Raw genomic sequence first — 18,621 nt, 5'->3', positions numbered from 1 at the left:
AGCAGCCTTGACGGCTGAATGTGGCCTGGTTAGAGTTTCATTAAATGGACCTGATTTCATATTATGAACAGGCGCGACTGTATCAGAGGTTGTGCCGATGAGGAAGGAGTGCGATGGCGCACGTGGTGAGTGAGGCCTCGCCGGATGCGATGCTGTCGGACCTTCGCCAGATGTGGCGGATGCGCGCGCTGGAGGAGAAGATCCGCGAGCTGCGGCTCGGCGGACAGGCCGTGGGTTCGATCCATCTCGCGATCGGGCAGGAGGCGATCCCGCAGGGAGCCTGCAGTGTCCTCGGTCCCGACGACGCCGTCTTCGCGACGTACCGCGGGCACACGTGGGCACTGGGTTGCGGCGTGCCGGCCGAGAGCATCATTGCAGAGGTTCTCGGCCGGGCCACCGGCATCAGCGGTGGTCGCGGTGGTTCTGCCTACTTCACGGCTCCGGCTCATCGCTTCTACGGCGAGAACAGCATCGTCGGGGCCGGTGCGCCGATGGCCACCGGAGCGGCGCTCGCAGGACGGTTCGACGGGACGGGTCGCGTCGCGATCACGGTCTTCGGTGACGGAGCGATGAACCAGGGCGCCGTCCACGAAGCGATGAACTTCGCCGCCGCGTACCGGTTGCCGGTGATCTTCGTCTGCGAGAACAACAGCTGGTCGGAGCTCACTCCGATCGACGCGATGGTCGGCGAGCCCGAGCTCGTCCGCCGCGCGGCGGCGTACGGCATGGCCGGCGAACGAATCGACGGCAACGATCCGCAGGCGGTGCGGGAGGAGGTCGGCCGGGCCTTCGATCGCGCCCGCGAAGGAGGAGGGCCGACTCTCGTCGAGGCCGTGACCGCCCGACTCGTCGGCCACTACGTGGGCGACGCGGAGCAGTACCGCCGGCCCGGCGAACTCGACCAGGCCCGCGAGCGTGAGCCGATCACGGTGCTCGCGGCCCGCTTGGCCGACCACGGCGTGGGTGCCGAGGTGATCGCCGCCGCCGAGCGGGACGCCCGGGCCGAGATGGACACGGCCGCCGCGGCCGCGCTCGACGCCGCGCTCCCCGATCCCGCCACCGCGAAGGACCACCTGTATGTCTGAGACCACCGTCGCCGTCCACGCTGCGACCGCCACGCCGACCGAACGAAAGCTCAGCTACGGCGAGGCGGTGAACGCCGCCCTCAGACGCTGCCTGGCCGAGCTGCCCGAGACCCTCTTCTACGGGGAGGACGTCGCCCTCCCCGGCGGGGTCTTCGGCGTCACCCGACGCCTGCACCGCGAGTTCGGTGACCGGGTGTTCGACATGCCCATCAGCGAGTCGGCCATCCTCGGTTCGGCGGTCGGCGCGGCCATGCTGGGCCGCCGCCCGATTGTCGAGATCATGTGGGCCGACTTCTCCCTCGTCGCGCTGGACCAGATCGTCAACCAGCTTGCCAACGTCCGGTACATCAGCCGCGGCGACCTGGCGGCGCCGGTGGTGATCCGGACCCAGCAGGGGAACTCACCCGGAGCGTGCGCCCAGCACAGCCAGAACCTGGAGGCGTTCTTCCTCCACGTCCCCGGCATCCGGGTGTGCATGCCATCGACCCCTCAGGACGCCTATGACCTCCTGGTCACCGCGGCATACAGCGACGACCCGGTCGTCGTGATCGAGAACCGGACGCTCTACAGCGGCGAGAAGGTCCCCGTCCGAGTAGACGGCCCGGTCGCCCCGATCGGCGGCGCGCGCAAGCGACGCGAGGGTACGGCCGCGACCGTGGTGACCTGGGGTGCGATGACCGACCGCGTGCTCGCGGCCGCCGACGAGCTCGCCGCGTCGGACGGGATCTCGGTCGAGGTCCTCGAGACGCCGTGGCTGAACCCCTTCCCCGACGCCGAGGTGCTGGCAAGCGTGGAGCGCACCGGAGCGCTCGCCGTCGTCCACGAGGCCAACGTGACCGGTGGCTTTGGGGCCGAGGTGGTCGCCCGCGTCGCCGAGCAGGTGGGCCGGCTCCGGAAGCGGCCACTCCGTATCGGCCTGCCGGACACCCGCATCCCCGCCGCGACGGCGTTGACCGACGTCATCGTGCCGAACGCGGACTCCGTCCGCGACGAGCTGGCGGAATGGCTCCGATGAGCGCCGAGCGACGGGGACTCGTCCTGGTCATGGCGGATGTCGACACCGAGCACGAGGACGACTTCAACGCCTGGTACGACACCGAGCACCTGCCCGAGCGCCAGCGGTGCGGCGGGATCCTCAGCGCCCGGCGCTTCGTCAGCGACGGGGGAGACGGCCCCCGGTACCTCACCGTCTACGAGCTCGAGAACACGGACGTGCTGTCCAGCGAGGAGTACCAGGCCATCTCGCCAATGAGCGAATGGCAGCAGCGACTGATGCCGCATCTCACTGGCGTCCGGAGGCACGTGTTCCGCGAGATCACACGTGACGTACCGGAGTCCGAGCAGCGGCGCGCGGTCCGCAGCACCGATGGGACGGAGGCCGACGATGAGTGACACTCGGTTGGCGGGCAAGGTCGCGATCGTGACCGGCGGCGGGGCACGACCCGGCGACGGCGTCGGGACGGGCCGGGCAGCGGCCGTCCTCTTCGCCCGAGCCGGGGCGAAGGTCCTGATCGTCGACCGTGATGCCGCCGCGGCGAAGGTGACTCTCGACGACATCCTCGCCGAGGGCGGTGAGGCGGCCGTCTTCGAGGCGGACCTGTCCGATCCGGCGGACTGTGCGGCGATGGCGGCCGACGCCGTCTCTCGCTGGGGGCGGATTGATGTCCTCGACAACAACGTCGGAGCCAACGCCCGGGGCAGCGTCGTGGAGGCCTCCGACGACGACTGGGCCCGCGCCATCGAACTCAACGTGATGACCACGGTGAAGGTGAGCCGAGCAGTCGTCCCGATCATGGCCGACGGTGGTGGCGGGGCGATCGTCAACCTGTCCTCGGTGTCGGCGACCCGGCCTCGTGGCCTCACGCCGTACTCCATGGCGAAGGGGGCCGTCATCTCGCTGACCCGGGCGATGGCGGTGGACCATGCTCCACAGGGCATCCGGGTCAACTGCGTGGCCCCTGGGCCGATCTACACGCCCATGGTCGCGGGCGCGGGCATGGACCCAGAGCTGCGGGAGAAGCGGAAGCGAGCCACTCCGCTGGGGGTCGAGGGAACGGGCTGGGACGTCGGGTACGCGGTGCTGTACCTGGCTTCGGACGAGGCTCGCTACGTCACGGGCGTCATGATCCCGGTCGACGGCGGAGGCTCGATCAAGAGCCCGCAGAGTTGAGCGGCCGTGTCCGGGGCGGGCCAATCGACACCGACGCGGATCCGGTCGGTCACCCGCGCCGTGCGGCTGTTGATGCTGGTCGCAGAGCTCGCACCGGAGGACCGAGTGGTGGCGCGCCTCGCGCGTGAGCTCGGTACGACGGTGCCGACGACGTACCACCTGCTCAACACCCTGCTCGACGCCAAGCTGCTCAGCCGGGACCCGGCCAAGCGGTACCGGCTAGGGGTGGCGGTCGACATCCTCGTCGCGTCCCACGCGCGCGAGGCCGTCGCCCCGCCGGAGCTGGTCGCCCCACTCCGGTTGATCTCGGAGACCACTGGGGAGGCCGCCTACCTGAGCGCATGGCGAGGTGGTGAGACGGTGATCCTCGCGACCCGCCTCGGCACCCATACCGTGCAGGTTGCAGGGCTGAGACCGGGCTACAGTGGAGCGGCGAACGCCCGTGCCTCGGGGAAGGTGTTGTTGGCCTTCGCTGAGGCGGCGGAGCGGGACCTCTACCTCGAGCTCCACCCGTTGGAGTCACCGACGGCCCGCGCGATCGCAACGGCCGATGAGTTCCAGGCCGAGCTTGGCCGCGTCACCGAGCGTGGCTACGCCCTGGAGATCGAGGAGTTCGCGGCGGGTGTCGCCTGCATGGCGGTGCCGGTCCTGCGGGACGGCCGCCTCGTCGCCTCCTACACCATCTCGGCTCCCGTGGAACGACTCCGGCGGCGGCAGGCCGGCTACCTCGCCTGCCTGCGCGAAGCCGCGGACGCCGCGGTCGCGGGTTGGTCGACGCATCCGAACGACGGAGAGTGAAGATGGTCATCGAACTACGGGAGTACACCACCATCCCCGGCCGGATGCCGGCGATGGTGGCCCGATTCCGGGAACATGCCCTGCCCCTGTTCGTCAGGCACGGGATGGACTGCCTGTTCGTGTCCGTGACCGAGCTCGGCGAGGACTGTGCCAACCAGCTCGTGTACGCCCTGCGTTTCGACAGCCACGAGGACATGGTGGCGAAGTGGCGGGCCTTCCGGACCGACCCGGACTGGCAGGAGGCCAAGCGGCAGAGCGAGGCGGCAGGCCCGCTGGTGAGCCGGTCGTCTCGGAGGCTCCTCGACGAGGAACCCTTCCAGCAACTTCACCATATGAATGCTTGAAAAGACTGATGAAATCCGCGATGCTCGTCCGGCACTCGCCGACCCCTGCCCGTAAGGACATCTGATGGCTCTCGTGCCCTACCTCGACGCCGAGGATCTCGACCCCGCCGACCGCGACCTGCTGGCTCGGCCGATCTTCCTCTACCGGGCTCTGGTCAACAGCCCGGCCGCCCTGCGTGCGATCGACATGCCGACCAAGTGGATCCGGTTCGACTGCGAGCTCGCCCCCCGGCTCAAGGAGCTCGTCATGCTCCAGGTCGGGTACCTCATGGGCAACGCCTACGAGTTCAGTCACCACGTGAAGCTCGGCTACGACTTCGGCGTCACCGACGACGACATCCGGGGCCTCGTCGAGGAGGCGCACGGGCGTCGCAGCGACCTCGGCGAGACCGAGCGGGCCGTCCTCACGGCCACCCGCGCGATCGTCGTCGACGGGGCGGTCGGCGACATCGCGTTCAAGGCGCTCGAGGAGCTCCTCGGACGGGCCCGGGCGGTCGACGTCGTCGTTATCGCCGGCTTTTACGTCGGCATCGTCCGCATCCTGGACTCCTTGCAGGTCGACGTCGAAGAGGACTACCTGCCGTACCTGACCACCCACCCCCTTCCCGACACACCCCTCGCCTGAGGATCGTCACCCGGCCAGGACCAATGGAGGTCTCATGTCCGACTCAGAGGACGGCCAGGCGGCCGGCAACGGCCGTCGACTGAGCCCGCCCGCGCGGCGAGCAGTGATCGCGGCCTCGACCGGCACGATCATCGAATGGTTCGACTACTCGCTGTACGGTTCTCTCGCCGCAATCCTCGCGAGCGATCTGTTCTTCCCGAACTTCGCGCCTGGGGTGGGCGTGCTGGCGGCGTTCGCGACGTTCGGCGTGGCCTTCCTCATTCGGCCGCTCGGCGGCATCCTCCTCGGCCGGATCGGCGACCGCTACGGCCGTAAGCCGGCCCTGGTCATCAGCCTCGTGCTGATGGGTGCGTCGACCTTCCTGGTCGCGTTCCTTCCGTCGTTCGCGACGATCGGGATCTGGGCGCCGATCCTGCTCGTGGTCCTCCGTCTCGCCCAGGGTTTCGGCGCGGGGGCGGAACTCGCAGGAGCATTGGCGCTGACCGCCGAGTACACGCCGATCAAGCGCCGGGGCTTCTACACCGCGCTGCTGCAGACGACCTCGCTGGTCGGGGTCCTGCTCGCGAGCCTCGCCTTCCTGGTGGTCTCCTGGCTGCCTCACGACGCCCTGTTGAGCTGGGGCTGGCGGATCCCGTTTCTCTCGGCGGGCCTGCTGTTCGCCGTGGCGCTGTACCTTCGGTCCAGGCTGGAGGAGTCGCCGGAGTACGTGGCCGCGGCCGGCAAGGTGCGCGAGCGCGACGACCAGGGGCCCCGCCCCCTCGCGCTGCTGTTCGCCACGATGAAGCGCCAGGTCCTCATCGCCTTTATCCTGATCAGCGCGCTCAACGTCACGACCTACACCTTGACGAGCTTCATCGCCAGCTACCTGAAGAATACCGTCGGCATGTCGGCAACATCCGCTCTCGCGGTCGTCTCGATCGGCACCGTCGTCGGGATCGTCGCGGGACCGGTGGTCGGAGCGCTGTGCGACCGGCACGGCTTCCGGCGTATCTGGCTGCTGTCGATGGCACTGACCGTTCCCGGTGTCTTTCTGTTCTTCGCCGGTCTCCGCACCGGTGCGTTCGGGGTGGCGCTACTGTGCGTGTCGCTCGCCTACCTGATCGGTTACGCAGGCGGGGGCGGGGCGTACCCCGGTGTCTTCGCGAACCTCTTCCCGACCGAGGTCCGCTACACCGGGATCGCGGCCGCCAAGGAACTCAGCGGAGCGACCGTGGCGGGCACCACCCCGTTCGTGGCGACTGCGCTGACGTTGGCCGGAGGCGGATCACCGTGGCTGGTCGCAGGGTACGTCGCCCTCTGGTCGCTGTTCGGGGCGATCGCCCTGTGGCGGTTGGGTGCGGCCGCGGAGACCCCGACCGTTCCGAACCTCCTGGTGAGCCAGGAGTCTGACCCCGTCGGCCGACGCGAACCGGCGGGCCACCCGGTGACGTCGATCGTCACGTCCCACGTCAACGAAGAAGGAGGCGCACGATGAAGCGGTTCCTCGTGGCCACGGCGTCGTGTCTGGCCATCACCCTCGCCGCGGCCTGCGGCAGCAGCTCCACCACCGCCGGATCCGGATCGAGCGGAGACGTCATCAAGCTGATGGTCATCGCCGATCTGACCGCGCCCGGGTTCTCCTTCCCCCAGATCGTCACCGGAGCCCAGGCGGCGGTGAACGAGGTCAACGCCGCGGGCGGGATCGACGGTCACCAGGTCCAGCTGCTGTCCTGTGACTCCCAGAACGACCCGAACAGTGCTGCCGCGTGTGCCCGCAGGGCGGTGTCGGAGAAGGTGTCCGCCGTCGTCGGGATGCAGAGTCTGCAGAGCAACGGCGCGATTACCGTGCTCGAGAAGGCGAACATCGCCTCGGTCGGGGGGAACGACATCGGCTCGCTCGACCGAACGAGCCCGATCTCCTTCCCGTTGACGAGCACCCCCAGCGTCCTGTTCTCGATCGTCCCGACGATGCCGGACCACGACAAGTGCGCCCGGCCCGGCGTGTTCTCTGTCGACGTGCCGGTCGCGACCGAGGCGGCCGACACGATCACCAAGTACTACGCACGCAAGGTTCCAAACGCCGCACCGGTCCGCGTGGTGTCCGTCCCGGTAGCGGCGACCGATGTGAGTGCGCAGGTCTCCGCCCTGCTGGAAGGGGGTACGGACTGCGTGTTCCTGCTCGATCCGCCCACGCTCAACCTGGCAGCCGTGAAGGCCATCTACAACTCGGGCCAGAAGGTGAAGATCTCCGGGGCGACGCCGGCGCTGCCGCCGGAGTCGATGAAGCAGCTCGGGCCCGCGGCCCAGGGTGTGTACTCCACGACCGGATTCAAGCTGCCCGGCACGAATCCGGCCGCGGACCAGTACTCGGCCGCGATGACGGCGGTGGACCCGCCGGCGATCCAGGACACCAACTCCGAAGGGGCCTATGCCGGGGTCAAGATCGTCGCGTCGGCGGCGAAGGGGCTCCCGAACTACGAGTCGGCGACCGTACTCGGCGCCTTGAACTCGTTGAAGAACATCGACGTCGGCGTCGTCTCGCCGATGCCGTCCTTCCCCGCCGACAGCGGGATCTCGGGGATCCCGCGCACTTTCAACACCTACGCCTACAGCTATGTGTTCGAGGGCGACCAGTACCGCTTGACCACGCCCGAGCCCGTCAACGTCCGCGACCAGCTCGCTGAGCTGCTGGCCACCGGCTGAGCTGAGCCCCGCCGCCCGCACGGCCCCGTGCGGGCGGCGGGGCTCGACTGGAGATCGTCGTGCAGTTCGTCATCTTGGGCCTCGTCACCGGAGCCATCTACGCCCTGCTCGCTCTCGGGCAGATGGTGGTGTTCCGGTCGTCGGCCGTGGTCAACTTCGCCCAGTGCGGCTTCGCGATGGTCGCCGCCTATCTCTACCTCGACCTGAGCGGTGGCGGTGTGCCGCCCGGGATCGCGGTGACGGCCGCCGTCCTCGGGGCGGGCGTGCTCGCCGTGGTCGTCTACGCCCTGACGATCTACCCGCTGCGACGTGCGAGCCCGCTGACCCGGGCCATCGCCACGCTCGCCGTCCTCGTGATCCTGCAGTCGGCGACCAGCATCCGTTACGGGTCGAACCCGCAGATCCCGCCGGCGTTCCTGCCGCAGGACATCCTCCGGTTCGGCGCCCTGACGATCCCCTTCGCCAGCCTCGTCATCCTGCTGACCTGCATCGTTCTCGTGGTGGTGCTGTCGGTCGTCTATCGCAGGACCCGGTTCGGGCGCGCGACCTCCGGCGTCGCGGAGAACGAGTTCGCCATGGCTACACTCGGGCACTCCGTCACCCGGGTCGCAGCACTGAACTGGTTCGTGGGCGGCCTGCTGTCCGGGGTTGCGGGCGTGCTCATCGGGCCGATCTTCTCGGTGACGCCGCAGCAGGCGACCTCGTTCCTCATCCCCGCCCTCGCCGTGGCCCTGTGCGGGCGGTTCCGCTCGTTCTCCGTCGCACTGGCGGGCGGGATGTTCATCGGCGTAGCCCAGGCCCAGCTCACCCGCTACGCCAACCTGGGTCCGTTGTCCGGCCTCCCCGGGATCTCGGAGGCCTTCCCGTTCCTCGTGATCGTGGTCGTCCTCGTGCTGCGCGGCGACAGCCTGCCGGCGAGGGACTTCGCCTCGGCCGTCCTCCCGAAGGTGGGGACGGGCAGGCTCCGGCGGGGCTGGGTGGCGTTCTGGGTGGCCCTGGCGGTCCTCATGGTCATGACTCTCTCCGACGAGTGGGTGTCGGCTATGACGACTACCGCTATTGCGGCGATCCTGCTGCTGTCGGTCGTGGTACTCACCGGCTACGCGGGCCAGCTGTCACTGGCCCAGGTCGGCATCGGTGGGGTCGGGGTACTAGTGTCGTCCTTGCTGGTCGCCGATGCAGGGTGGCCGCGTCCGCTGGCCGCCCTTGCCGGGATCGCCGCGGCGCTCCCGGTGGCCGCGCTCGTCGGCCTCCCCGCCCTACGGACGCGGGGGGTCACCCTGGCGATCGTAACCCTAGGGCTTGCCAACGCCCTGAACGTCATGCTGTTCACACGCCCGGACGTCAACGTCCAGGGTTCGGGGATCACCGTGGGGGACGCCGAGTTCCTCGGCCTGCCGCTGGACGACATCCTCGACCCCCGCAGCTACGCGTTCTTCGCGCTCGCGCTGCTCGTCATCGTCATCCTCCTGGTGGGGAACCTGCGCCGCTCGACGATCGGCAAGCGGCTGATCGCGGTGCGGACGAACGAGCGGGCCTCGGCCGCGATGGGCATCGACGTGCGCTCGGCGAAGCTCTATGCGTTCGTGCTGTCCGGCGGGATCGCGACGGTGGCCGGCATCCTGGGTGCCTGGCGACTACCCAACGTGATCATGAATGGCAACTTCGACCCGTTCCGGTCGGTCCAGGCCGTGATCGGGTCGACCATGGGCGGTGTCGGCTACATCTCAGGGGCGGTGTTCAGCGGCGCGGCGGTCCAGCCGGGCGCCCTGGGCGGCACCGTCATCGAAAAGATCGGCCTCGGTCAGTACCTCGCGCTGATCGCCGGCGGCCTGCTCCTGGTGAACATCGTCCTCAACCCCGACGGGGTGGTGCCGAACACCCTCGCGGCGCTGCGCGCGGGGCTCGGGCGACTGCGAGCGACGCCGGGTGAGCAGTCTCGCACCGTGCGGAGGCCGCGCACCGAGCTGGCCCTCCCGGACTCCGCCGAGCCGGTGCGGCCCGAGCACGGCGACGCCGTGCTGGCCGTGCGTGGCCTCTCGGTGGAGTTCGGGGCGACCAAAGCCCTCGCGGATGTGGATCTCGACTGCCGCGGCGGCGAGGTCCTGGGAATCATCGGCGCGAACGGCTCCGGCAAGACGACCCTCGTCGACGCGATCACCGGGTTCGTCCGCGCGCGGGGTGAGGTGACCCTGGACGGCATCGCGATGGGCGGGCTCTCGGCGTACCGGCGCAGCCGTGCCGGTATCTCCCGGTCCTTCCAGTCCCTCGAGCTGCTCGAGGAGCTCACGGTCGCGGAGAACCTCCAGGCGGCGTCGGAACGGGCCGGCTGGGCCCGCTGGCTGACCTGCCTGGTCTGGCCCGGTCGCGTCTCGGTCGGTCCGGCCATGGCGGCCGCGATCTCCGAGTTCGGTCTCGCGGACGACCTCGGCTCGAAGCCCAGCGAGCTGTCGTACGGCAAACGCCGATTGCTCGCGATCGCCCGGGCCCTCGCCTCATCGCCGCGCGTTCTTCTGCTGGACGAGCCGGCCGCAGGTCTCGGGGAGGCCGACCGCGAGGAGATGCGGGTGCTGGTCCGCAGGCTCGCCGAGGAGTGGCGGATGGCGGTCATCATCATCGAGCATGACGTGGACCTCGTCATGCAGGTCTCGGACCGCGTCGTCGCACTGGAGCAGGGCCACAAGATCGCCGACGGGGTCCCGGACGACGTGCGCGACCACCCGGACGTCATCCGCTCCTACCTCGGCACGAATGAGGACGTGACAGGTGGTGCCGGGGTGGTCACCCAGCCGCGGCGGGCCGCCGCGGCAGGTGCGCCTCCGGCTCTGCGCACCGACGCCGTGACATCGGGCTATGCCGGGAACCCGGCCATCCTCGACGTCTCGATCGAGGTGCGGCCCGGCGAGATCGTCGCCCTGCTCGGACCGAACGGGGCTGGCAAGACCACGACCCTCCTCACGATCTGCGGGGTCGTCGTGCCGAGCTCGGGATCGGTCAGCCTGGGCGGCGGCGTCGCCGAGCAGCCCATGTTCAGGCGTGTCCGCGACGGGTTGGCGCTCATGCCGGAACAGCACGCGATCTTCCGGGAGATGTCCGTCCGTGACAACCTGTTGCTCGGGCGGGGCGACTCGGAGCGGGCCCTTGAGATCTTCCCGGAGCTGCGGAAGAAGCTGGGTGTGCGAGCCGGCCTGCTCAGCGGGGGGGAGCAGCAGATGCTCTCGCTCGCGAGGATCCTGGCCTCGGACGCCACCGTCATCCTCGCCGACGAGCTGTCCCTCGGCCTGGCGCCGCTCGTGGTTCGCAGGCTCTGGGAGGCCCTGGCGGTGGCCGCGGCCGGCGGTGCTGCAGTCGTGGTCGTGGAGCAGCATGTCCGGATCGCCCTGGAGTGGTCGGACCGGGCCTATGTCATGCGTCGCGGGCGGGTGGCGATCGCCGAGTCGAGCCGGGACCTGGCGGAGCGGTTCGACGAGGTTCGCGCGGCCTACCTGTGAGCACCCCCGAGATCGGACGAGAGAGGGTAGTGGTGTCGACGTACGACGAGTTCTACATCGGTGGGGGCTGGGAGCGGCCCCGCAGCCGGGAGCGGAACACGGTTCGGTCGCCGAACACGCGCGAGACGGTGGGCGAGGTCCCGGCCGGCGCGCCCGAGGACATCGACGCGGCCGTCGCCGCCGCCCGCCGGCAGTTCGACGATCCGGCAGGGTGGAGTCGGATGGATGTCGCCGAGCGGGCGGCCGTGCTGCACCGCTTCGCGGACGAGATCGCCAAGCGGGCGGGGGAGACCGCGACGGCGGTCAGCACCCAGAACGGCATGCCGATCGCCATGGCGATGCAGGTCGAGGCGGTCTTCCCGGAGTTCCTGCTCCGCTACTTCGCCGACCTCGCTCGGGACACCCCGGTGGAGGAGCGTCGTCCGGGGGTGCGGGGCGGCACGACGGTCGTCACGGCGAGCCCGGTCGGCGTCGTCGCGGCGATCGTCCCGTGGAACGGACCGCAGACGCAGAGCATGCTCAAGGTCGCTCCCGCTCTGGCGGCGGGGTGCTGTGTCGTCCTGAAGCCCGCGCCGGAGACGGTTCTCGACGCCTACCTCACCGCGCAAGCCGCGGAGGCGGCCGGGCTGCCGCCCGGGGTGCTCAACGTGGTGCCCGGCAACGGTCTGGTTGGAGCCCACCTCGTCGGGCACCCCGGCGTCGACAAGGTGTCGTTCACCGGATCAACCCGGGCCGGTCGGGAGATCGGCGAGACGTGCGGGCGGCTGATCCGGCCGGTCACGCTCGAGCTCGGCGGGAAGTCCGCGTCGATCGTCCTCGACGACGCCGACCTGAGCAGTGTGGCCGACGCGTTCTTCGACGCCACGCTCGCGCTGAGCGGGCAGATCTGCCACCTCGGGACGCGAGTGCTCGCTCCGCGGTCGCGCTACCGGGAGATCGTCGACTTCGTCTCAGATCTGGCGAGCAGCGCACCGATCGGCTCGTCGCTGGACCCGGGCACGCGGGTCGGCCCGCTCGTCTCCGAACGTCAGCGCTCCCGCGTTGAGAGCTACATTGCCCGGGGAGTGGCCGAAGGTGGGCGCATCACCGTTGGTGGCCGCCGCCCGGACGGCATGGACGCGGGTTGGTTTGTTGAGCCGACCGTGTTCACCGAGCTCGACAACTCCACGACTCTCGCCCGCGAGGAGATCTTCGGGCCAGTCCTCACCGTCATCCCGTACTCCGACACCGACGAGGCAATCGCCATCGCCAACGACAGCGACTACGGCCTGGGCGGCACCGTGTGGACCACCGACGAGGAACGGGGCGAGGCCGTCGCGAAGCGCGTCGAGACGGGGACGATCGGCGTGAACTTCTACGCCAACGACCCCGGGGCGCCCTTCGGCGGGGTCAAGGCCAGCGGGATCGGCCGGGAGTTCGGGCCCGAGGGCCTGCGGGCGGTCCAGACCCTGAAGTCCATCTACCGGCGTTCCTGACCTCGACGGGAGATCGTCAGCCATGAAGACTCGCGCAGCGCTCGCCTACCGCACCGGCGAGGAATGGTCCCTCGACAAGCAGCTCTGGACGATCGAGGAGCTCGAGATCAGCAAGCTCGAGCCCGACGACGTCCTCGTCCGGATCCCGTTCAGCGGCATCTGCCACACCGACCTGCACATGATCACCGGGCACCTGACGCCGGCGATGCTGCCGATGATCGGCGGACACGAGGGCGCGGGCATCGTGGAGGACGTCGGCTCGGACGTCACCCACGTCCGGCCGGGTGACCACGTGGTGCTCTCGATCGTCCCGGCCTGCGGTGTGTGCCGCTACTGCCTGATGGGCCGCTCGAGCATTTGTGACTACTCCACGAAGGTGCTCCACGGCAGGCATCCCGACGGCGGGACGCGCTACCGGACGTCGACGGGTGCGGAGGCCGGCCAGTGGGCGCTGCTGGGTACGTTCACGGAGTACGTCGTCGTCAACCGGAACGCGGCGATCAAGATGCACCCCGAGATCCCCTTCGACCGGGCGGCGCTGGTCGGGTGTGCGGTGACCACGGGCTTCGGTGCTGCTGTGGAGAAGGCGCAGGTCCATGCCGGGGACGTGGTCGTCGTCTGGGGTTGCGGCGGGGTGGGGCTATCCGCGGTTCAGGGGGCGGCCGTCGCCGGCGCCGCACAGGTGATCGCGATCGACCGCTTCGACCTCAAGCTGGACAAGGCACGTGAGCTGGGCGCCACGATGCTCATCCACGCCGACCGTGACCGCTCGCCCAACCCGAACCGAGACGAGGTCGCCGAGCGGGTCATGGAGCACACCTCCTGGGTGGGCGCGGACAGCGTCATCCTGTGCGTCGACTACGTGACGCCCGAGCTCGTCGGGGCGGCGTTCGCCGCGGTGCGGAAGGGCGGACGGGTCGTCGTGGTGGGGAGCAGCCACGAGAGCTTTCGCAGCATCGACGTCTCCCCGCTCGAGCTGGCCATGTACGAGAAGGAACTCGTGGGATGTGTGTACGGTGGCGGGCGGCCCGGTCTCGACCTGCCGCGCAACCTCGACCTGTACCGCCGGGGCAGGCTCAAGCTCGACGAGATGATCACTGGCCGCTACTCACTCGAGCAGATCAACGAGGCATTCGACGATCTCGTCGGTGGCAGGCTCGTGAAGGGAATCATCGAGTTCTGAGGTGAGACCGTGTCCCCGTGGCTTCGATGAAGCGCCCCGGGTGTGGTGGAGGCTCTGATCCCACGGAAGGGTGGAGATCGTGCCGGCACCGAGGAAGTTCAGCGACGAGATGCGTGAGCGCGCGAAGCGGATGGTCCGTCAGGCGCGCCAGGAGGAGCCGGGGCTCTCGGTCAACGCGGCGTGCAAGCGGATCGGCCCGCAGCTGGGGATCCTGCCCGACACCCTGCGCGGCTGGTGCCGCCAGGCCGACATCGACGACGGCGTAGCGCCGGGTGTGACCACGACCGAGTCCGAGGAGCTCAAGCGGCTGCGGCGCGAGAACGCCGAGCTGCGCCGGGCCAACGAGATTCTGAAGACCGCGTCGGCGTTTTTCGCGGCGGCGGAGCTCGACCGCCATACCCGCTGATCGTCGCCTACATCGACGCTCACAGAGACCGGTTCGGGGTCGAGCCGATCTGCGCTGTCCTGCGAGCGCAGGGCATCGCGGTCGCCCCGTCTGGCTACTACGCCCACAAGAACCGACCCCCGTCGCGGCGGGCCCTGACCGACGCCGCCCTGACCGAGATCATCGAGGCCACGTTCTTCGACCGGGACAAGGGCCGCGGCGTCTATGGCGCCCGCAAGATGTGGCATCAGCTGCGCCGCGACCGGGTCACAAGCCGAACGGGCAGGCCGGTTGCGCGCTGCACGGTCGAGCGGCTAATGCGCCGCCTCGGGCTGCGCGGGGTGCGCCGCGGCCAGCCGGTGCTCACCACCAGCCCCGACCGGCAGGCGGGCCGGGCCCCGGACCTGGTGGATCGGGATTTCACCGCCGCGCGCCCGAACCAGCTCTGGGTCGTGGACATGACCTACGTGCCGACCTGGTCGGGGACGGTGTTCACCGCGTTCGTGTCCGATGTGTACTCACGACGAGTGGTGGGGTGGCGCTGCGCGTCGCGGATGCCGACCGAGCTCCCGCTCGACGCCCTGGAGATGGCGCTGTGGACCCGGGAACGCGCAGGCCAGACCCGTGATGGGCGGCTGGACGGGTTGATCCACCACTCGGATGCCGGGTCGCAATACACGGCCATCCGCTACGGTGACCGGCTCGCCGAAGCCAGCGCGGTCGCCTCGATCGGCTCGGTCGGCGACTCCTACGACAACGCCATGGCCGAGTCGCTGATCGGGCTCTACAAGTCCGAGTGCGTCCGCCGCGACGGGCCGCTGCGCACCGTCGAGGACCTTGAGCTCGCCACCGCGTCCTGGGTGCACTGGTTCAACACCAACCGGCTGCACTCCAAGATCGGCAACATCCCGCCGGTCGAGTATGAGAACAACTACTACGCTCACCAACAAGCCCGAGACGAGCAACGCTCGGGAGAACCCGGCCTCCACTGAACCCGGGGCGCTTCATCGAGGCCCTATGTTGGCCGCCGCTGAGCGTGCAGACGACGGCGTCATCGAAGGTGCAGCTGTCGGGGACGTGAGCAGGCCCCGGCGGCGGGGTGCCGGACGGGGCCTGGTCGTCGGGGTGGCGCGGTGGTCGTCAGGGTGGCGCGGCGGTGATCATTCGGCGGTGACCTCGGCGACCGCGGCGCGGGTGGAGGACTCGTCGACGATGGCCTTGTCCGCGGCGAACGCCGCGACGAGGGCTTGGACGGCGAGGTTGTTGACCGCGCGGGGGTAGCCGCGGCTGGTCTGGTGGATGAGCGCGGCGGCGTCGTCGGAGAACAGCGGGTCGGACCGTCCGGCGAGCGTGACGTGGTGGCGCAGGTAGCTGCCGGTCTCCTCCGATGTCATCGGGGGCATGGCGTAGCGCAGCCCGATCCGCTGGTCCAGGGCGGCGAGGACACCGAGTTTCATCCGCCGTCGCAGCGTGGGCTGCCCGACGAGCAGGCAGGCGAACGGGCTGGTGGAGTCTATGTCGTGGTTGGTCAGCATCCGGATCGACTCGAGCTGGGCGTGGTCGAGCAGGTGGGCCTCGTCGATCACGACGACCGGGGTGCGGCCGCGTTCGACCTGCTCGACGGCGAGCGCGTCGACGGTCTGCGGGACCAGGGTGGCGTGGTGGGTCAGCGGCCGGGCGCCGAGGGCGGCGACGATCTGGTGATGGATGCCGCGGACCCCGACCGTCGGGTTCGGGAGGTAGATGATGGTGTGCCGGGTGGGGTCCAGGGCGGCGAGCGCGGCGCGGACGGCGACGGTCTTCCCGGCGCCGACCTCCCCGGTGATCACCCCGATCCGGTGCTCGCCCACGCACCAGCCGATCCGGGCGACGGCCTCGCCGTGGCTGGCGTGGCGGTGCAGCATTCCGGGGGCGAGGTCGCGCCCGAACGGGGTGCGGCTGAACCCGAAGAAGCCCTGCAAGCGGTCGATCACGACGTCACCGCGCCGTCGGTGAGGGCGCCGTCGGTGAGCAGGTCGAGCTGGCCGGGCAGCTCACCGGGAGTGTCGCCGGCGAGGGCGGCGTAGTTGACGCCGGTGGCGAGCTCGGCGTGGTGGGCGTCGCCGACCAGGCGTGCGTAGTCGATCCCGGTTGCCTCGGGTGGCGGCGGCGGGGTCTCGGGTCGGGCCTTGACGTGGGAGTGGCGCCCGATCCGGTGCGGGATCGCGGTCCCGGCCCCGACGCCGCGGACCCGGACGGCGACGGTGGTCAGGTCGAACGGGTCGAACACCAGCTCGACCCGGTGCCCGACCAGCAGCGGGTCGACCTGGTAGGTGTTGCCCTGCAACGACACCAACGCGGTCTTGGTCACCGTGCGGTGGGCCTCCCAGAGGAACGCCTCGGCCAGCCCCGCCGGGGAGGGGAGTCCGAACGGGCCGCCGGCGTGCCAACGCGCAAGCGGCGGCGCCCCGGTCTCGGAGTGCTCGCGGCGGTGATAGACGGTCTCGACCCACGCGGTGAACAACCGGTTCAACTCCTCGAGATCGCAGACCCGGTGCCGGCCCTGGGCGAGGGCGTCCCCGGTGATCTCCCCGGTGACCTCGACGAGGAACTGCTCGCGGACGGTCCGGAAGAACCGCTCGATCTTGCCGCGGCCCTGCGGGCGGCCCGGGGTGGAATGCACCAGTCGGATCCCGAGCTTGGCGCAGGCCCGCAGCAGCCAGGCATCGACGAACGCCGAGCCGTTGTCGACATAGACTGCGTCCGGGACCCCGCGCGAGGCCAGCGCGGGGCGCAGGGCGGCGGCGAGGCGGACGGTGTCCTCGGCGAACCCGAACCGGTGCCCCACGATCGCTCGAGAATGGTCGTCGAGGAACGCGAACAGGTAGGTCTTGCGCCCGCCGATGTGCGGGCCGTGCAGGGCGTCACCGGTCCACAACTCGTTCGGGCGGTCGGCCTCGAACCGCCCGAACACCGCTTCGCTGCCGGGGCCGCCGCTGGCGAGCGCGCCGAGGATCGCGGTGATCTGCGGGTCCTCGGCGAAGTGGCGTTGCAGGGTGCGTTCCCCGGGCGACCAGCCCATCTGGGCGCGCAGGATCCGCCGCACCTGCGCGGCGGTCCGTGCCGGGTTCTCCCGCTTGAGCGACACCGCCATCTCGATCACCTCGACCGGCAGCCGCGGGCTGGACTGTCGCGGATCGGGCACCAGGGCGTCGAACCCGCCCCGGCGCCACGCCCGGATCCACCGGTCCAGGGTGTCGCGGGAGATCCGCCGTCGTCGCCCGGCCGGATCTGTGTGCTCGCGGGCGGCGATCTCGCGCACCAACCGGCCGCGGGCCTTGGTCGTCAACCCTGGGTCGGCCGGCTCGCGGATCAGCTGGTAGCGGAACAGCCCGATCGCCCGAGCCCGCTCCGTCCGCGCCGCCACCTCGTCATCTCTCACCGCCATGAGGTGAGCCACCTCCTCGTTCTCGTCGTCTCGCTCGTCGTGTCAGGACAAGCCGCGATGATCACCGAGGAAGATCCACCAACGTCAGGGGCAACTCGTGTTGCTCAGCCCGGACCAACCCAGCCGTGCCATGCAGGCGACAGCAGCTGTCCCGCCGAGACCGTGACGGCCACCTGCCAGACCGGCACCTCAACGGAGAACCGGGCCGTGAACGCCGCAGCCGCGGCACCCACGGCGGCGACCGCGTCGGCCCACGCCGACCCGGCCGGGCCGGGCAGCACCGGATCCGGCGCGAGCGCGCGGCACCACCGGGTGAACACCACCCGGACCGCCTCCACCCGAACGGCGAAGCGCCGCAACCAGCCGCGCACCGTCGCTGGCGGCCGCCGCAGCAGCACGGCGATCCGGCGGTGCCCGGCCCCGGCAGCTCTCGCCGCGAGCGCCGCCCCGATCACCGCGGCAGTGTCCGCGCGCCGGACCAGCAACAACACCGGTAGCAGCACATGAGTCGCCCGACAGCCGGTGCACCGCGACCGGCGAGGCGACAGCCAGACCGAGCCGTCCGGCCCGCGCACCAACCGAGGACGAGCCCGGCCCCACCCGGCCAGCACACCCGCGCATCCCGGACACGCCAACCGCCCCGACCGCAGCCGTTCCTCGACCGCCGCGGCGTCGATCTCTACCGTGAGCATCGCGCCTCCGAGCGCAACCACACGGCCCTCCCGCACGCTCCGGCCAAGGACAGCGGGAGGGCCGTGGCCTACCCCGACCCGAAGATCGTCACGGTGGCGGCGCCGACGAACCCGGTCAACACGACGCGCCCACCATGCAGATCCGCACACTCAACGGCGCGAGCCAGCCCCTACGTCGTCATCCACAGCGGCGGTCAACAGCCCTAGCCCCAATACCGTTCAGTTATGGGGTTGGATGCCGTAGGCCGCGGTGCGCTCTGGCTG

16 protein-coding genes and 1 other annotated feature are annotated in these 18,621 nt (G+C 70.2%); of the genes, 13 read left to right on the top strand and 3 right to left on the bottom strand.

Translation table 11 applies throughout. The features are described 5' to 3' along the window. Positions 1-113: 113 nt before the first annotated feature. The 13 genes from ABD993_RS20130 to ABD993_RS20070 all read left to right on the top strand — a co-directional run bounded on the left by ABD993_RS20130 (position 114) and on the right by ABD993_RS20070 (position 15,230). Positions 114-1,085, top strand: coding sequence for a thiamine pyrophosphate-dependent dehydrogenase E1 component subunit alpha (locus ABD993_RS20130; protein ID WP_345420576.1), 972 nt, complete (start codon positions 114-116; stop codon positions 1,083-1,085). Continuing rightward, the gene (locus tag ABD993_RS20125) at positions 1,078-2,100 is read left to right on the top strand and encodes an alpha-ketoacid dehydrogenase subunit beta (protein ID WP_345420573.1); all 1,023 of its coding nucleotides are present in this window, start codon (positions 1,078-1,080) and stop codon (positions 2,098-2,100) included. The genes ABD993_RS20130 and ABD993_RS20125 overlap by 8 nt, the downstream gene beginning before the upstream one ends. After that, complete coding sequence (locus ABD993_RS20120) at positions 2,097-2,477, top strand: hypothetical protein (protein ID WP_345420570.1); 381 nt, start codon at positions 2,097-2,099, stop codon at positions 2,475-2,477. Before ABD993_RS20125 ends, ABD993_RS20120 begins: the two co-directional genes overlap by 4 nt. After that, a complete protein-coding gene (locus tag ABD993_RS20115) occupies positions 2,470-3,255 on the top strand; it encodes an SDR family NAD(P)-dependent oxidoreductase (protein WP_345420568.1) in 786 nt (261 codons plus the stop codon). The genes ABD993_RS20120 and ABD993_RS20115 overlap by 8 nt, the downstream gene beginning before the upstream one ends. Before the next feature lie 6 nt (positions 3,256-3,261). Further along, complete coding sequence (locus tag ABD993_RS20110; protein ID WP_345420566.1) at positions 3,262-4,053, top strand: IclR family transcriptional regulator; 792 nt, start codon at positions 3,262-3,264, stop codon at positions 4,051-4,053. Positions 4,054-4,055: 2 nt separating this feature from the next. After that, complete coding sequence (locus ABD993_RS20105) at positions 4,056-4,397, top strand: NIPSNAP family protein (protein ID WP_345420564.1); 342 nt, start codon at positions 4,056-4,058, stop codon at positions 4,395-4,397. 64 nt (positions 4,398-4,461) lie between these two features. Then, the gene (locus ABD993_RS20100) at positions 4,462-5,022 is read left to right on the top strand and encodes a carboxymuconolactone decarboxylase family protein (protein ID WP_345420561.1); all 561 of its coding nucleotides are present in this window, start codon (positions 4,462-4,464) and stop codon (positions 5,020-5,022) included. Between the two features lie 34 nt (positions 5,023-5,056). Next, entirely contained in the window at positions 5,057-6,496 is a 1,440-nt protein-coding gene (locus ABD993_RS20095) for an MFS transporter (protein ID WP_345420559.1), read from the top strand. After that, entirely contained in the window at positions 6,493-7,704 is a 1,212-nt protein-coding gene (locus tag ABD993_RS20090; RefSeq protein WP_345420557.1) for an ABC transporter substrate-binding protein, read from the top strand. The genes ABD993_RS20095 and ABD993_RS20090 overlap by 4 nt, the downstream gene beginning before the upstream one ends. 59 nt (positions 7,705-7,763) lie before the next feature. Further along, on the top strand, positions 7,764-11,195 hold the full coding sequence (locus ABD993_RS20085; protein WP_345420554.1) for an ATP-binding cassette domain-containing protein: 3,432 nt from the start codon (positions 7,764-7,766) through the stop codon (positions 11,193-11,195). 32 nt (positions 11,196-11,227) lie between these two features. Then, positions 11,228-12,670, top strand: a complete 1,443-nt coding sequence (locus ABD993_RS20080) for an aldehyde dehydrogenase (RefSeq protein WP_345420551.1) — start codon at positions 11,228-11,230, stop codon at positions 12,668-12,670. Between the two features lie 22 nt (positions 12,671-12,692). Then, complete coding sequence (locus tag ABD993_RS20075; RefSeq protein ID WP_345420548.1) at positions 12,693-13,853, top strand: alcohol dehydrogenase catalytic domain-containing protein; 1,161 nt, start codon at positions 12,693-12,695, stop codon at positions 13,851-13,853. Positions 13,854-13,962: 109 nt separating this feature from the next. Beyond that, positions 13,963-15,230 (top strand): IS3 family transposase gene (locus ABD993_RS20070; RefSeq protein WP_345420614.1). Its coding sequence is split into 2 segments (ribosomal slippage): positions 13,963-14,230 and positions 14,230-15,230, totalling 1,269 coding nucleotides; the frame shifts between segments, so codons are not numbered across the junction. Further along, positions 14,217-14,348, top strand: a sequence feature (AL1L pseudoknot). Its footprint overlaps the gene before it by 132 nt. A gap of 168 nt (positions 15,231-15,398) precedes the next feature. On the opposite strand, the gene ABD993_RS20065 is transcribed toward ABD993_RS20070, so the two are convergent. From ABD993_RS20065 to ABD993_RS20055, 3 genes are all read right to left on the bottom strand, one after another. Next, on the bottom strand, positions 15,399-16,211 hold the full coding sequence (locus ABD993_RS20065) for an ExeA family protein (RefSeq protein ID WP_345420545.1): 813 nt from the start codon (positions 16,209-16,211) through the stop codon (positions 15,399-15,401). Then, positions 16,208-17,665, bottom strand: a complete 1,458-nt coding sequence (locus ABD993_RS20060) for a DDE-type integrase/transposase/recombinase (protein WP_345420542.1) — start codon at positions 17,663-17,665, stop codon at positions 16,208-16,210. The genes ABD993_RS20065 and ABD993_RS20060 overlap by 4 nt, the downstream gene beginning before the upstream one ends. Before the next feature lie 104 nt (positions 17,666-17,769). After that, entirely contained in the window at positions 17,770-18,156 is a 387-nt protein-coding gene (locus tag ABD993_RS20055; RefSeq protein ID WP_345420539.1) for a hypothetical protein, read from the bottom strand. Positions 18,157-18,621: the final 465 nt, after the last annotated feature.

It is taken from the genome of Pseudonocardia xishanensis, from assembly GCF_039541715.1.
Classification (GTDB): Bacteria; Actinomycetota; Actinomycetes; order Mycobacteriales; family Pseudonocardiaceae; genus Pseudonocardia; species Pseudonocardia xishanensis.
The sequence above is the reverse complement of the archived record's forward strand: the minus strand, read 5'-3'. Positions and strand labels throughout refer to the sequence as shown.

Bases quoted from the DNA above. Each gene is read 5' to 3' on its own strand.
- ABD993_RS20095 (WP_345420559.1), top strand. From the start codon at position 5,057: ATGTCCGACTCAGAGGACGGCCAGGCGGCCGGCAACGGCCGTCGACTG.
- ABD993_RS20075 (WP_345420548.1), top strand. From the start codon at position 12,693: ATGAAGACTCGCGCAGCGCTCGCCTACCGCACCGGCGAGGAATGGTCC.
- ABD993_RS20120 (WP_345420570.1), top strand. From the start codon at position 2,097: ATGAGCGCCGAGCGACGGGGACTCGTCCTGGTCATGGCGGATGTCGAC.
- ABD993_RS20105 (WP_345420564.1), top strand. From the start codon at position 4,056: ATGGTCATCGAACTACGGGAGTACACCACCATCCCCGGCCGGATGCCG.
- ABD993_RS20130 (WP_345420576.1), top strand. From the start codon at position 114: ATGGCGCACGTGGTGAGTGAGGCCTCGCCGGATGCGATGCTGTCGGAC.
- ABD993_RS20060 (WP_345420542.1), bottom strand. From the start codon at position 17,665: ATGGCGGTGAGAGATGACGAGGTGGCGGCGCGGACGGAGCGGGCTCGG.
- ABD993_RS20090 (WP_345420557.1), top strand. From the start codon at position 6,493: ATGAAGCGGTTCCTCGTGGCCACGGCGTCGTGTCTGGCCATCACCCTC.
- ABD993_RS20100 (WP_345420561.1), top strand. From the start codon at position 4,462: ATGGCTCTCGTGCCCTACCTCGACGCCGAGGATCTCGACCCCGCCGAC.
- ABD993_RS20125 (WP_345420573.1), top strand. From the start codon at position 1,078: ATGTCTGAGACCACCGTCGCCGTCCACGCTGCGACCGCCACGCCGACC.
- ABD993_RS20115 (WP_345420568.1), top strand. From the start codon at position 2,470: ATGAGTGACACTCGGTTGGCGGGCAAGGTCGCGATCGTGACCGGCGGC.